15 protein-coding genes are annotated in these 13359 nt (G+C 46.6%); 9 read left to right on the top strand and 6 right to left on the bottom strand.

Features of this window, described 5'->3' with window-relative positions; genetic code table 11:
- Nucleotides 1–5 precede the first annotated feature (5 nt).
- The 5 genes from Tfer_RS10930 to Tfer_RS10910 all read right to left on the bottom strand — a co-directional run bounded on the left by Tfer_RS10930 (nt 6) and on the right by Tfer_RS10910 (nt 5868).
- Nucleotides 6–1283 carry an efflux RND transporter periplasmic adaptor subunit gene (locus tag Tfer_RS10930; protein ID WP_052218442.1) on the bottom strand — a complete coding sequence of 426 codons (1278 nt, stop codon included), beginning with the start codon at nt 1281–1283 and terminating at the stop codon, nt 6–8.
- A gap of 15 nt (nt 1284–1298) precedes the next feature.
- Entirely contained in the window at nt 1299–3653 is a 2355-nt protein-coding gene (locus Tfer_RS10925) for an ABC transporter permease (RefSeq protein ID WP_052218441.1), read from the bottom strand.
- Nucleotides 3653–4357 carry an ABC transporter ATP-binding protein gene (locus Tfer_RS10920; RefSeq protein WP_052218440.1) on the bottom strand — a complete coding sequence of 235 codons (705 nt, stop codon included), beginning with the start codon at nt 4355–4357 and terminating at the stop codon, nt 3653–3655. Before Tfer_RS10920 ends, Tfer_RS10925 begins: the two co-directional genes overlap by 1 nt.
- A 48-nt stretch (nt 4358–4405) precedes the next feature.
- Nucleotides 4406–5065 (bottom strand): TetR/AcrR family transcriptional regulator, encoded by a 660-nt coding sequence (locus tag Tfer_RS10915; protein WP_052218439.1) that lies wholly within the window; start codon nt 5063–5065, stop codon nt 4406–4408.
- A gap of 128 nt (nt 5066–5193) precedes the next feature.
- Nucleotides 5194–5868, bottom strand: a complete 675-nt coding sequence (locus tag Tfer_RS10910) for a phosphatase PAP2 family protein (RefSeq protein WP_052218438.1) — start codon at nt 5866–5868, stop codon at nt 5194–5196.
- A 293-nt stretch (nt 5869–6161) separates the two neighbouring features.
- Here Tfer_RS10910 and Tfer_RS10905 point away from each other — a divergent pair, with 293 nt between their 5' ends.
- The 9 genes from Tfer_RS10905 (at nt 6162) to Tfer_RS10865 (ending at nt 12868) form a co-directional block, all read left to right on the top strand.
- Nucleotides 6162–6911, top strand: a complete 750-nt coding sequence (locus Tfer_RS10905; protein WP_052218437.1) for a hypothetical protein — start codon at nt 6162–6164, stop codon at nt 6909–6911.
- Nucleotides 6908–8299, top strand: coding sequence for a TadA family conjugal transfer-associated ATPase (locus tag Tfer_RS10900; RefSeq protein WP_052218436.1), 1392 nt, complete (start codon nt 6908–6910; stop codon nt 8297–8299). The genes Tfer_RS10905 and Tfer_RS10900 overlap by 4 nt, the downstream gene beginning before the upstream one ends.
- Nucleotides 8296–9168, top strand: a complete 873-nt coding sequence (locus tag Tfer_RS10895; RefSeq protein ID WP_052218435.1) for a type II secretion system F family protein — start codon at nt 8296–8298, stop codon at nt 9166–9168. The genes Tfer_RS10900 and Tfer_RS10895 overlap by 4 nt, the downstream gene beginning before the upstream one ends.
- A gap of 69 nt (nt 9169–9237) precedes the next feature.
- Nucleotides 9238–10095 (top strand): hypothetical protein, encoded by an 858-nt coding sequence (locus tag Tfer_RS10890; protein ID WP_207642448.1) that lies wholly within the window; start codon nt 9238–9240, stop codon nt 10093–10095.
- 16 nt (nt 10096–10111) lie between these two features.
- Nucleotides 10112–10327, top strand: a complete 216-nt coding sequence (locus Tfer_RS10885; RefSeq protein ID WP_013119698.1) for a hypothetical protein — start codon at nt 10112–10114, stop codon at nt 10325–10327.
- A gap of 4 nt (nt 10328–10331) precedes the next feature.
- Entirely contained in the window at nt 10332–10754 is a 423-nt protein-coding gene (locus Tfer_RS10880; protein WP_013119697.1) for a DUF4320 family protein, read from the top strand.
- 5 nt (nt 10755–10759) lie between these two features.
- Nucleotides 10760–11206, top strand: coding sequence for a hypothetical protein (locus Tfer_RS10875; protein ID WP_052218433.1), 447 nt, complete (start codon nt 10760–10762; stop codon nt 11204–11206).
- Between the two features lie 12 nt (nt 11207–11218).
- The gene (gene cpaB, locus Tfer_RS10870) at nt 11219–12091 is read left to right on the top strand and encodes a Flp pilus assembly protein CpaB (protein WP_052218432.1); all 873 of its coding nucleotides are present in this window, start codon (nt 11219–11221) and stop codon (nt 12089–12091) included.
- A gap of 33 nt (nt 12092–12124) precedes the next feature.
- Nucleotides 12125–12868 carry a copper amine oxidase N-terminal domain-containing protein gene (locus tag Tfer_RS10865; protein ID WP_052218431.1) on the top strand — a complete coding sequence of 248 codons (744 nt, stop codon included), beginning with the start codon at nt 12125–12127 and terminating at the stop codon, nt 12866–12868.
- 299 nt (nt 12869–13167) lie between these two features.
- Here Tfer_RS10865 and Tfer_RS16810 read toward each other — a convergent pair.
- Nucleotides 13168–13359: hypothetical protein (locus Tfer_RS16810; protein WP_207642447.1), on the bottom strand; the 192-nt coding region annotated here is incomplete at its 5' end.

Genomic DNA, 13359 nt, shown 5'->3' with positions numbered 1-13359 from the left:
AATAATTATTTTATCCTGATACCCTCTTTCAGTTCCGGCAGATGTGGGTTCAACAGCACCCGGTCGCCTTCTTTAAGGCCGCTTTTAATTTCTACCAGGTCGTCTCCTTCCACACCGGTCTGCACCTTGACAATAGCTGCTTTACCCTGCCTGTTTACCCAGACATAATCTTCGCCCTTGTCGGAAAAAAGGGCTTCTTTAGGCACCGCCGGTACATCAGGCGCCTTTTGGGTGGTAACCACCACATCCACGGTAGCACCCGGTATTACCTTGATTCCCGCAGGCTTTTCCTTTAAATTAACTGTTACTTTGATTTTATCTTCGGGAATGCCCAGGGAAGAAATTATCTCTTCAGCGGCAGGAGCAATCCGGTCAATCACCCCTTTAACCTCCACATCCTCGCCCGGGACTCTAAAGATAACCTTCACTTCATCGCCCGTGTTCACCCGCATCATGTCTTTATTGTTAACATATACCTCAATTTTCGTCTTCTCCCTACTGCCCACGGTAAACAATAAACTGCCCGGAGAAACTATATCCCCCTCTTTTACCTTCCTGGTAAATACAATGCCATCCCGGTCGGCGGTTACCCGGGATTTGGCTTTTTGTCCCTGCAGGTGCCGCAGTTCAGCTTGCAGGCTCTCTCTTTGGCCCTCATACTGCAATTGGCTGCTTTTATTCTGCTTCTTTAAGGAAGCCAGGGCAGCTTCAGCCTGGGATACAGCTTTTTGTCTGGTTGCCAGGTCAGCCTCGCTTCGGTCCAGCTCCACTCTGGTCGCCGCTCCCTGGGCATAAAGTTCTTTGATCCTTTCATAATTTGCTTTGGCCAGCCCCAAGGCTACCCGGGCCTGTTCCACCGCCAGTTCCTGTTGTTTTATTTGGTTAATGTCCACCTGGGATAAAGCCGTTTGCTCCTGACCCTCCACGGATTTTAATTCCCCTTCCAGGCGGGCTATCTGGGTGTCCAGTTCGCTAACGTCGATAACGGCCAATAATTTGCCTTTTTCTACACTGTCGCCGGTATCCACATAAACGGCCTTTACCCTCCCCTGAATTTCACTGTAAATGTCTTCAGTAGAGTCACTTACAACTTTACCCGTTTCCCATACGGTAGACACTACATCGGTTCTCTGCACGGTGTATGTGTCAACATCCACCGCTTGAAAAGCCACTGAGCTTATCAGGCCTAATATAACCAGCAACCCTACGCCGGCGTAAATCCATTTTTTCCGCTTTTTGTTGTCTTTCAGCCCTGTCTGGAAAACCTCCGGCCATTTGGACATAATTCCATCCCCCTTTTATTCACGCTCTTTGAGTACACCTAACATGGACAACCTGCCTATCTTTCCTTTCATCCGCCACTGGGCGACAACCAGGAATAACAAGGTTCCCAGCAGGCTGATGAAAAATGTTTTGGGAGCAATTATCAAAGGCATATTGTAAATCTCACTGCCGGCAGCATTAACAATGGCATAAAGCATGCCATAGCTGAGCGGTATGCCACAAATTATCGCCAGTGAACCCAGGAAAACCTGCTCGCACAGTAAAATCCGCCCCACTTCCCGCTCAGTCATGCCCAGTACCATTAAAGTGGCCAATTCCCTTTCCCGCTCCGACAGAGAAATAAGGTTTACGTTATAAATTATGGCAAAACCTGTCAGAAAAGCAAAGAAAAGAAGAATGAACTGGCTGGCCTTTGAGGAGGCCATTAATTCCTCAAACTGTTCTTTCATTTTAGTCTTGTCATGGATTGCGGCCACATTGCGGCCCTCCTGTAAATTCTTTCGGACCTCGGCCATCTTATCCCGTTCTACTGAAAGCAGTATGGAAGAAGCAGCCGAAGGCATATCCATGAGGTCGCCCAAAGCCCCTATTTCCATATAGGCTCCCAAACCGACGTATTGGGGAATAACCTGTCGTACCACGACCTGCTTTTCTTTTTTATCCCCCAGAAAGGATTTGACTGTTACCAAATCGCCTTCTTTAATACTTAAAACCCTGGCTAACTGGTTTGAAACCACCATACCGTTACGCGGCAGGTCCACTCTCCGGCCATCTTTACTCAACAGAGAAAAAAGCCTGGTGTTGGCCGGAAGCCCGGTAATGATGATATCTTTTTCCAGCCATTTATGGTTCACGGTAACCGGCACTTCCAACAAAGGCTCCGCCCTGATAACCCCATCCAGGTATTCGCTGTCCCGCACACCATGCTCTTTAACCACGTAACGGTCTAATATCACTTTTAAATCATATTTTTCGACCCGTTCAAACTGGAATTTAACCAGGTAGTAGGTAGCATCGAAGGATGCCCCGGAAGCAACCATCATGCTGAAAGCGCCGGCCACACCCAGTACGACAAATAAAGCCCGCTGCTTGTTACGGAAGACATTCCTGACAGCCATTCTGGCCTGGATATTCAACAGTTCCCAGAAAAAGGTGACTTTTTCCACCGGCGTCTTTTTTCCCACAATAGGCGCCGGGGGCCGCATGGCCTCTGCCGGTGTCAGGGTTATAACCCTTCTGCAACCCCGGTAACCCGCAAACAAACTGATTAACAGCGAAAGAAAGGCGCCGGCAATAAGGTAAACCCATGAAAATCGGCCGGTTAACCCAGGAATGTTATAATACATTTGATATATGCGGGCCAGGTAAAATGATAAAGCCGAACCGGCCATACCGCCTGCAAGCCCGCCCACGCTCCCGACTAAAAAGGCATATCCAAGGTAATGCCTGATAATTTCCCGGTCAGTAAAACCAAAAGCCTTGAGCACGCCAAGCTGGCCCCTCTGTTGTTCCACCATACGCCTGAGCATAATATACAGGATGCTGCCTGCAACGGCCAAGAAAATGACTGGCGTTGCGAACGCAGACCCTTCCAGCCCTTTCAGCTCTTGTTCCAGCATGGAATTACTCAACTGATCTTTACGGGGGATAAGCCGGGTCATACCATAAGGCGCCAGCATCCTGGTGACCTGGGTCTTGACACTGGAAAAATCCGTTCCGGAATCCAGCGTAAAAGTCACGTCGTTTACCTGTCCACTCATACCCAGAAGCGATGCCAACACACGATACGGTACAAAAGCCACCCCAAAGGTTTTCGGATTGGGTGTCAATGTCAACCCGTCAGGTATTTCATATACATACTCCGGGCTGTTGGCCGTTCCCGTAATAGTGAATTTTACTTCCCGTCCTTTAATGATAAGGGGAATTTCATCTCCTATCCGGTAATTATTTCCGGCCAAAAAAGCCGGGGTAACCAACAATTCCCTGCTTTCGCCCGCCGGCAGCCTGCCTGATTCCAACTTAAAATTGTTCAACGGCTGCCCCGGTGTAAAAGAGACAAGACGCAAGGTGGTCGTTTCCTCACCAGAAGTTTTATGGACCAAAACGTTCTGCACTATCCTGCCGATAGCCCGGTCAATGCCTTTTATATCTTCCAGCTCGTCTACTATACTTTCCGGGCCCCTGGCAATCTGGGCAAAGCCGTCGGCAAAACGGTAATCCCTATAATAATTATCCTTGCTGATCCTTAAACTTTCCAGGGTCAGGGAAAGAGAAACATAAAGCATCAAGCCGATTACCAAGACGCTGATTACGGCCAGGTAGGCGCCCCAGTTACCCCTGATGTCCCTCCACAGTTTGCGTTTCAGCATTACCAGCTCACCTCGCCGGCAGTTACGGGGTTGGCATTAACCTCTACCTTATCCACCCGGCCGTCCTTGATGTATATAACCCGGTCGGCCATTTTTCCTATGGCGGCATTGTGGGTAATGACCAAAACAGTCTTGCCCATCACCCGATTGAAGTTTCTTAACGTATCTAACACCTGCTTCCCTGTTTCGTAGTCCAAAGCTCCGGTAGGTTCGTCGCAGAGTAAAATATCCGGGTTTTTCGCAATAGCCCGGGCTATAGCAACACGCTGTTGTTGCCCGCCCGATAACTGGGACGGAAAATGATTTTTTCTGTCGGCCAGCCCCATTTCGGCAAGAACTTTGGCGGGGTCTAAGGGGTTAACGGCTATTTCCGCCGCCAGGGCCACATTTTCATAAGCTGTCAGATTGGGTATCAGGTTGTAGAACTGAAAAATAAAGCCTACAGCATTCCGCCTGAACATGGTCAGTTCTTTTTTGCCCATATTATGCAGCGGGATACCCCGATAGTAAATCTCTCCTTCGGTGGGAGCATCCATCCCACCAAGAATATTCAGGAGCGTACTCTTGCCGGAACCGCTGGGCCCCAGGATAACCACAAACTCTCCCTCGTTAATGTCCAGGTTAATTCCCTTGAGGGCATGGACAGGCACCTCACCGTTAAAGAAGGTTTTATGCAGGTTTTTCGTTTTAATAACTATTTCCATAATAATTGCCCCTTTGGTTAAAGTTAAAAAATGGGCAGCGCTAACAGCCTAAGGTTGCAACCCGTTACGCAGCAGCTTCATTGTTTCGTCAATAATACCTTTTATTTGTTCCTCGTTGAGCCTCTCTGCCAGTTCAGGCTTCTTAAGAAGATCATCCACGGCGCTGCCCCCGAGGATATCCAGAATATATTCCGTTAGTCCCTGGGACAGCATAGAAGAAACCATATAGGAAGCAAGCTTAATATCTATATCTTTCCTGATGCTACCCTGTTCCTGACCTCGCCTGACCATTTGGCTGAAATATTCAAGGGTCATCTTCCTGCCCTTGACGATAAAATCGTGCAGCGCTTCTTCCCCGGTAGAATCCATGGCATTGGCAATAACCCGGCTCAGTTTTGGGTGGTCAAGGTTAAAACGGATACCGGCCAGCATGGACTGTTCAAAGGCGGTAAAAAAATCCGCACCGGGATCAACTTCCTGCTCAATATAAGCCAGTTTCTCCCCGGCCGCTAACTCGAGCAGGTACATAAAGAGGTCCTTTTTATCCTCAAAGTACTGGTACATGCTGCCCTTGGCAATCCCCGCCCTGGCCACAATCCTGGACAGGGAGGCTTTGCTGTAAGGCCGGCCGGCAAACTCATCAAGAGCAATATCTATAATTTTTTTTCGTTTATCTTCAGGCAGATTAAAAAAGGTCTGTCTCGGCATAACACCCCTCCCAATCAATAAGCATGACCAACTAGTCATATGACCGGTTGGTCATATTATACTCCCAGAAAAAGCCCCCTGTCAAGGCAAATTTGAGGAGGCCTGAATCTTGCCTAATACCTGATTCCTTAATCAATTTCCAAGTCAAGCTTTCTGACTAACTGGGCATATGTTCTCTTTCCCCAGGCAGCAGCTTTCGCCGCAAAATTATAATTATAGACCACGTCAAAGATAATATCTGCCAGGAGAATACCCCCCAGGACATCCAAAATGACATGCTGCTTCACAAATAAAGTCGACAGAATAATTATACCGGCAATAATCCGTACTGCCACGCTGTTAATTCTGTTTCTTAACGGGCTGACCCGTAAGGCTTTCACCATCAGGTAGCTTGTCGAGACGTGAATACTGGGAAAACAGTTATATGGTTGGTCCTTACTGTATACAAAAGCCATCAACCTGGTCAGGATATCGGCTCCCACCAATTCAGGCCTGGGAACAGTAGTCTGGTAGAAATAAAATATCAGGTAACTCAGCAAGAGGGTCATGTTCAAGGCAATTAATGTAGTATAGTAAGTTTGCCTGTCTTTAAAGCAAAAATAGCATAGTAGGATAAAAATGAATATGTACCAGCCCAGATATGGCAGCACAAAAACCTTTACAAAGGGTATCCACCTGTCCGCTACCGTTACCATGCTGTGTACACCCCGGCCAGGGTTGTTGAGGATAACATAGGACACATTGATTATTGGGATTGAGAGCATTAACAGGAATGATACCAGATTTCCCTTAACTTGCGCCATCCAATATCCCTCCCCTGATGCAGACAAACTTCCGGAATTGAGTCCATTCTGAGTGTATTCTTTTTTACCTATTATAACATTTTTTCAGATGCGCGGGTTTCGTCTAATATTACAAATAATTTACTTTTCAGCAACATTTACGGATTTTCCTGCTTTATCTGACAGATACTAAATTTTTTTGATATTGCCGACAGTGTTCGACAGAATTTTCAGAAACTTTTCTGTATAATTGGAAATGGTGTTTCACTTTTTATAAAATATGGCACATATTTTGGGAAAGGCAGGTGCTACTATTGCTCTTTTTCAAAAAAACAAAAGAAGTGTTAACCGTAAAGGAACAGGTGATAACTGTTTGGAGCCCGGCAGGCTTAAATACAGCAAAAGTCAGTTGGCCTTTGGCTAATCATATTGCCAGGCATACCACCATCGCCCTTGTGGAACTTCCCTGCATGGGGATCCCCCGTCTTGCCTTACAGGCCGATTGTTTGGACCGTACTCTGCATACCGATGCGGCTATATTGGAATATGAAAGAAAAAACAGTTCACCAATTGACTTTTGCCAAAAGGTTAACGATAACCTGGCCATACTGGCGGCAAACGCTTACGCTTTGCCCGATCACCCGGTGGTGCATAAAGTTGAAAACAATCAAACATTGCAATCCTTCCCCGCTCACTTTATCAATCGAGCAAGGAAAAAAGGTTACAGCGTTATTATTTTTGACTGCCAGGGGGTACTGGTCTCGCCTATGACCTTTTTTGCTTTAAAACAGGCCAACACAATCATATTAGTGGTGGACGACCCTTCAGATTTGGCGTGGACCTTAATCAACAAAGAACGATTGGTTGATGCTTATGACATTGACGTAAACGCTTTTCTCGCCACAACTATCACCACCTCGCCGCAATATTACGAAGAAATACAAAAAGTGCTCAAATGTCCAGTCCTCCCCCTGCATAAAATTGTCCATGCGCTGGCTGACCAGGGGTCTAGCACGACTGCCAAAAATCAACATCTTAAACAAGAACAGGTGGTTACGGGATGACAGTTACATTGTTCAGGCCTTACGAACACAGAACGGTCGCTCAACCGGTTATAGAGGAAGCGGTTATCTCCGCAACGGAAAAAATCTATAAAATAGCGGAACAGGTCAGGTTTTACCTGCGAGAACGTCATTCCCACCTGTTTGCCAAGTCTCTGATGTCCAGGGAATGCCGGGCTGAGCTGCTGCTTATTATCGCTGACTATATCAAGGAAAACGCCGATTTACACATTCCCGGCCTCTCGCTGGAAAAACAGATTCAAACGCTGCAGAACGAGATAGTGCATCTGGGGCCAATACAGGATGCTCTGGATGACCCTACTGTTTCCAACATTGAGATCAACGGACCTTACGATATATACCTGGAAGTAAACGGAGAAGAGGTCTACCGCCCGGACCTGGCTTTCCAGGATGAAGACCACCTTTACCGGGTAATTGACAAAATGCTGCTGCCTATGGGCAAAAGCCTTACCGCCAACGAACCTCATGTGGATTCCCAGTTTGAAGGGTTCAGAATCTGTGCAGTTCTTGGCAAGGACCGGGGCGGCATATGCAGTGACGGCCCGGCTGTTTCTATACGCAAGTTTTCTCCGGATATCCTGAGCGACGAGTACCTGATCGAAACAGGCACCCTCAATGAGGAAATTATTGAGTTTTTTAAAGATGCCGTTCCGGGAGGTTCCAACATTATCATCGGCGGTTCAACCAACTCAGGAAAAACTACTACCCTGATCAGGCTTCCCCTCTACCTGGACAAGCATGAACGGATTATCACCATAGAGGACTCCCCGGAAATGATGCTCCGGCAAAAACATGCCTATAAAGAATACAGAAACATCGTGGCGCTGGAAACAAAACCCCATGAAAAACCATCTCGCAGATATGACATCGCCAAATTAACGGGCGTCAGTCTCCGCATGCGCCCTTTTAAAATTATCATCGGCGAAGTGCGTTTCAGTGAAGCGGCAAGACAGGCTCATGAAGCCATGAACACCGGGCATGCCCTCTATATGACTATTCACTGCAGTTCAGCCAGGCATGCCGCCATCCGGATTGTGCAACTGGCCGGCGACGGATATAACGACGACGTTATTGCCGCCCAATTAGCTGACAACGTGGACTTAATCTTCTTCCAGCAAAAAATTAAATCCCAACGCATTATTACCGAAATTGTAGAACTCATAGGCTATGAAGGAGCTAAAAAACCCATCGTCAACCCCATCTTCCGGTGGAGAAAAACGGGCGAAAAGGACGGCAAGGTATTAGGTTGCCATGAACGGGTAGGTAGAATATCCGCTTCCTTGGCAGAAAAATGGCGCAACAACCTTATTCCTGAAGAGCGCATCAGGAAATGGCAAACCCTTCCCGGTACAGGAGGTGAAGGTCAATGATATCTATTATACCGGCCCTATTCATTTTCTTTTGGGTTATCATGGCCGGCTCACTGCTGTTAGACCGCAAGAAAAGTACTGTTCGACGCCAACTGAACCTTGTGCACTATTTCGGTTACAGCCAGGTCAGCGATCAGGCTAAGGATGCAGGTTGGAACATTACCACAAAAGAATTTTTGGCTATCGTGTTGTTCGCTATAGGTATCGGTCTGGTTTTAGCATTAATCTTTAAAAACCCTTTGATAATTGTTGCCGGGGTTGTAGCCGGATACTATCTGCCGCGCTTTATCGTGCAGCGTTACAAAAAACGCGAAAGAATGACCCTGATGGTTGCCATACCGGATTTTGCGCGAATCTTGATTGCGCATTTGGTAGACCACCACAGCATAGTAAAAGCTTTTGAAATGACCCAAAAAGATTGCTTTGAGCCGATGAAAACCCTGGCCCAAGAATTTGTCAAAGACGTTGGTGTGGGCATAGGTGTTCAGCTAGCTTTGGAAAATTTAAAAGTCAAGGTGTCTTACCGTAAATTTAACACTTTTATTGAAACACTCTTGTTAGCACACCAGGAGGGTTACTCTACCGAAGCCCTGGCAGCGATGAAAAAAGCGGTAGAGTCCATCGAAAGCGATATTAAGGCTATTGAAGCCCTGCAAATAACTACCAGGAAGAAAAAACGGGAACTGTTCTCGGTAGTAATCGCATCCTGGCTCTTCCCGGTAGTCCTTTCCTTTATGAACACAGATAACACAAACATTTTTTTAGACACTTTTTCCGGCAAGGTCCTGATTTTTTTATACATAATTTCAACCATGGTTGTGTTGATTAAGGGAGAAGACTACCTCAGCCTGAAACTTGAAGAACTATAGACCCTGGGAAAGAAGGTGAAGCCTATTGCTATAATTTGGTCATATATTCTGCCTGTAGCTGCTTTTTTGTTGACAATCTGGTTGGGCTCTCTTTTGTTTGCCAAAGACAGAAAAGTTGTCAGGGCAATATTGAAGGCCGGCGACATTACTTTGAGTGAATACGAACTACAAAGAAGAAAAGACGGCAAGCTAGTCAGCCTGGTAGCTGATTTTCTCCCCAAAATAGAAAAAGCGCTTGACCTGCAAAAACTCTTCGGCTACGACCTGAGAAATATGCTTAAAATGATGGGAGAGAAAAAGAAACCCGAACGGCTGTTGGCTGACCATATAGTAACTGCAGTTTTAGCCGGTTCCGTTATGCTGGTCTTGCCTTTAGTTACGGGATTTGAGCTGTATTTTCTTCTTTATCCTGTGGCCATAATTCTGATTATGGTCGGCCAGGCCCAAATGGTGAAAAAACGGTTTAAAGCATGGCAAAACGAAGTGGTTAAAGATATACCCGAACTTATTGACAAAATGCGCATCAGTTTGGCCAGCGGCAAGGATTACCTATCTGCTTTAAAAAAGGTCCAGGAAAATTCCGGACCCAGGTTAAGCAAAATAGTGGAAAGATTGATAAATGATATGCAGATCATGCGGCCCGCTCAGGCCCTGGACGAATTTGCCCAGGACTTTGGATTGCCGGTAATGGTTAAGTTTGTCGCGGCTCTGAAAGTAGGTATGGAGGTAGGGTACGAACAGGCAGAAAGTTACTTTGCCAATATCGAGGATGATATTAGAGACCTAAGAAAACTGTCTCTGGAAGAGCTTACCAAAAATAAACCGGAAAAAGTTGTTTTCCTCAAAGGAATTATGATTGCCCATGCTTTGGCGGCTTTGGCCTTAACCGCAGTAAATCTGTTTTCCAACGTGAACAAAATCTTTTAGAAGGAGAGGTTGAAAAATGTTGTATTTATTGAAAATACATGCAGAATTACTGTTCAGACGCTATTTAAAAGATGAAAGAGGCGAAGGTATGGTGGGTTGGATTGTAGGAGCCCTGCTTACCGTAACTATTGTGACAATCTTGCATGGAGCCATCACCGGTTGGCTAGGCGATTTCTGGGCCGATGTTGAGGCTAATATTGAAAAAATAACGGAAACCGGCGCAGGCGGTTGATACCATGTTTGCGCTGTGGCATGACCAAAAGGGAGAAAGTATGCTTACTCTCCCCGTTCTAATTCTGATAGTATGTATGGTCCTGTATATGGGCGTAGATATTTTCGGCATTTATGTAACCAACCAAAAACTGCGGACCGTCGTCTCAGAAACTTTAACGGTAATGAAAATGTACAACGGTTGGGATGAAAGGGCCGAAGCCTTTTACAACGATATGTTAACAAAGGTAGGCCTGGACCCAACCAGGGTTAAAATAGATGAACGGACATTGACAGACGAAAACATCAACAGGGGCGATATGGTTACTCTGGAAATTTCCACAACTTACAAAGTACGTTCACTGAAACCTTTGAATAAAGAAATTATTGTACCCATCCGAGTAAGGTTATCAGGTGTCGCGCAGATGTTTAAGCAACCGGGGGGATAAACCGGATGAAAACCTTATGGTCCATGCTGGGCGCTCTTTTAATCAGCGTCATTATCATGGAAGTAGGTAAAATCTATGTAACATACAATAAGATTTACACCGCAATGGAACACGCACTGGATGCAGCATTGATCCAGGGCATCAAAGAAGAAGACGCCAAACTGGGAACCATATATGTCGATGAGGAATTAGCCCGGGCGGCAGCAGAGGCAACTTTCAAAGAAAACCTTAACCTCAACGAGTTTTTCGAAAACGACTTAATGAAGGACACTACCTTTACCATCGAAATAAACCAGGGCAATCCCGACGTCCCTGCAGATAAGCCTTATGTTTCGGGGATTGTCTCGACTTCCGTAGCAATTATGTCCCCCACTATGTTTGGCCAACCGACCATCCCGATTACTATCAGAAAAAACCAATTCCAACTGACCACCTATTGCGGAACAGAGTAGGAGGAGAAGACTTTGAAAAAATGGCTTAAAATAACCTTCGTCCTGATTACCGGCCTGCTGCTGGCCGTCACCACCTTCATATTAAACAAATCATATATAGCCCAACACACCGATTTAAAGCCCGTTGTTGTGGCAAAAGAAACAGTTACTCCCTATAACCCAATTACCAAATATGAACTGGTCAAAAAAGTCAGGTCTTCTATCCCCGAAGATGCAGTAACAGATCCGAAATACCTGGAAAAGAAAAAATGGTATGCCGGAAAATTGGGTATCGGCGCGGGAGATATCATCAGGAAATCCAGAATTGTCGATGAAGACAGCAATCCCTTCGGCAAAGCCATTTCTTTGACAGATAATAAAGTTCTGGTGGGGGTAGAAACAAATCTTGTCAAGTCAGCGGGCGCCAACATAAAACCTGGTGTAAAGGTAAATGCATTGGTGTTTAAACCGGCCAACGACCGGAGCGAACAGGATACAGTCATCACTCCCAACGAAAATCCGCTTCTGGGCAATATCTTAGTTAAACAGGTATTAAATTCCCAGGCCACCAATGTCGCTGGAAAAGGAAAAGAGGCTATGCCAACAGTAGCCGTTTTAGAAACAACTGTTCCCGTTGCGAAATTATTGGTGCTGTATCAAGAAACCGGTAAAATTTATCTGGCTCCCGTCGGTGTCGACATAAAAACAGCCTCTAAAATAGCTGAACATAAGCAAACTAATGGCGCACCGGTATCCAAGCCGGTCCCTAAACCCAATACCAGTCCTGCCGCAGGACCGTCCAGACCCACCGCGCCGCAGGTTTCGGCACCGGTCCAAAAAACAATTCCTGCGGCAGCTCAAACAAATGATGTTGCTTCCACCGGGCCCCGAACCAGGCCCCGTTAGCCAATTCTTTTCCGATACAAGGCGGGTTGAACAATGAAAAGGGCTTTTGTATTTATATTACCTTTCCTGGCCATTGTATTTAATATTTCTTTTGCCTGGGCACAAACAACTATAAAGGTCAACGTAAACGGTGAGCCTGTTTCTTTCCCCGATGCTCAGCCTTATCTTAACGCCTGCAACCATATATTGGTCCCGGTCCGTTTTGTAGGTAAATTCCTGGGTGCACACGTAAATTGGGACGGTAACGACAAGAAAGTCACCATCCAACGGGGATGCACAACAATCATCTTGAAAATTGGCGAAAATAAAGCAGTGGTCAATAGTGAAACTTTGTTTTTGGAGACTGCGGCCACCTTGCATAATGGGAGAACTATGGTTCCCCTGCGCTTCATTTGTGAAACTCTAGGCGCCGGGGTGGACTGGAAAGCACAAACCAAAACAGCGAAAGTACTTGTCAATAACGGTTATAACATACCTGATAAAACAGATTTAACCTACGAAATTCCGCCGGCGGAAAATCCGGAGCAGACTGATATCGGCATTTTGATTTCTTTAGAAAAAGACCTGGACAAACAGTTGGCAGATGTCCAGGCCATATTAAGCAGCAAGTTTCCGCCGGAAAAAGTCCGGGAAATAGTTGATTATTTGTCCCTAAAAACCGGCCCTGCCAAAGACCTCCCAATACAGAGGTGGAGAATTGGCGAGTACATCATCACCGCCGGGCCCGGCGCGGATACAAGTCTAATTAAAGTAACAGTCACCAAATTAAAGAAATGAAGCTGACAGCTTCGCTGTGCGGGGCACAGAAGGCATCTTGTCGCTGTACGGTGCAACAACGTTGCTCTGCGGATGCCGCTGTTCCGGTGAAACAACCGTTGCTCCGGGGCTACGCCTTCCTTCGACCACGGAAGGGGTGGGTGGGGTTCTCCGCTACCAAGGAGCTTTGTGCTGCAAAACCTGGCCAGGCAGGCAGCGTTCCCGAACTCGATGGCTCATGTTGCATTTCTAATAAGTCAGGCCGCCTCCCGTCCGGTTACTCAGCATATGTTGCGTGCCGCAGATTGGAAAAGGGGAGGTTAAATGATTCCTCCGCTCCGGGCGAAATCTCCATCGGATAACCGCTCCCGCTTACGCGGCTCGCGGACCGATGGACGATTTAAGCCCCGCTCCGGAAAACATTTAACCTCCCTTATCGACAGCCTTGGCACCCTGATAAGTTGAGTGCCGGACTTCCCGGCGGCCTTCGCCATCTTCGAACATGCGGGAAC

The sequence above is a fragment of the Thermincola ferriacetica genome, from assembly GCF_001263415.1.
Classification (GTDB): Bacteria; Bacillota; Thermincolia; order Thermincolales; family Thermincolaceae; genus Thermincola; species Thermincola ferriacetica.
The sequence above is the reverse complement of the archived record's forward strand: the minus strand, read 5'-3'. Positions and strand labels throughout refer to the sequence as shown.

Bases quoted from the DNA above. Each gene is read 5' to 3' on its own strand.
- Tfer_RS10885 (WP_013119698.1), top strand. From the start codon at position 10,112: ATGTTGTATTTATTGAAAATACATGCAGAATTACTGTTCAGACGCTAT.
- Tfer_RS10865 (WP_052218431.1), top strand. From the start codon at position 12,125: ATGAAAAGGGCTTTTGTATTTATATTACCTTTCCTGGCCATTGTATTT.
- Tfer_RS10930 (WP_052218442.1), bottom strand. From the start codon at position 1,283: ATGTCCAAATGGCCGGAGGTTTTCCAGACAGGGCTGAAAGACAACAAA.
- Tfer_RS10925 (WP_052218441.1), bottom strand. From the start codon at position 3,653: ATGCTGAAACGCAAACTGTGGAGGGACATCAGGGGTAACTGGGGCGCC.
- Tfer_RS10895 (WP_052218435.1), top strand. From the start codon at position 8,296: ATGATATCTATTATACCGGCCCTATTCATTTTCTTTTGGGTTATCATG.
- Tfer_RS10875 (WP_052218433.1), top strand. From the start codon at position 10,760: ATGAAAACCTTATGGTCCATGCTGGGCGCTCTTTTAATCAGCGTCATT.
- Tfer_RS10880 (WP_013119697.1), top strand. From the start codon at position 10,332: ATGTTTGCGCTGTGGCATGACCAAAAGGGAGAAAGTATGCTTACTCTC.
- Tfer_RS10920 (WP_052218440.1), bottom strand. From the start codon at position 4,357: ATGGAAATAGTTATTAAAACGAAAAACCTGCATAAAACCTTCTTTAAC.
- Tfer_RS10900 (WP_052218436.1), top strand. From the start codon at position 6,908: ATGACAGTTACATTGTTCAGGCCTTACGAACACAGAACGGTCGCTCAA.
- Tfer_RS10910 (WP_052218438.1), bottom strand. From the start codon at position 5,868: ATGGCGCAAGTTAAGGGAAATCTGGTATCATTCCTGTTAATGCTCTCA.
- Tfer_RS10915 (WP_052218439.1), bottom strand. From the start codon at position 5,065: ATGCCGAGACAGACCTTTTTTAATCTGCCTGAAGATAAACGAAAAAAA.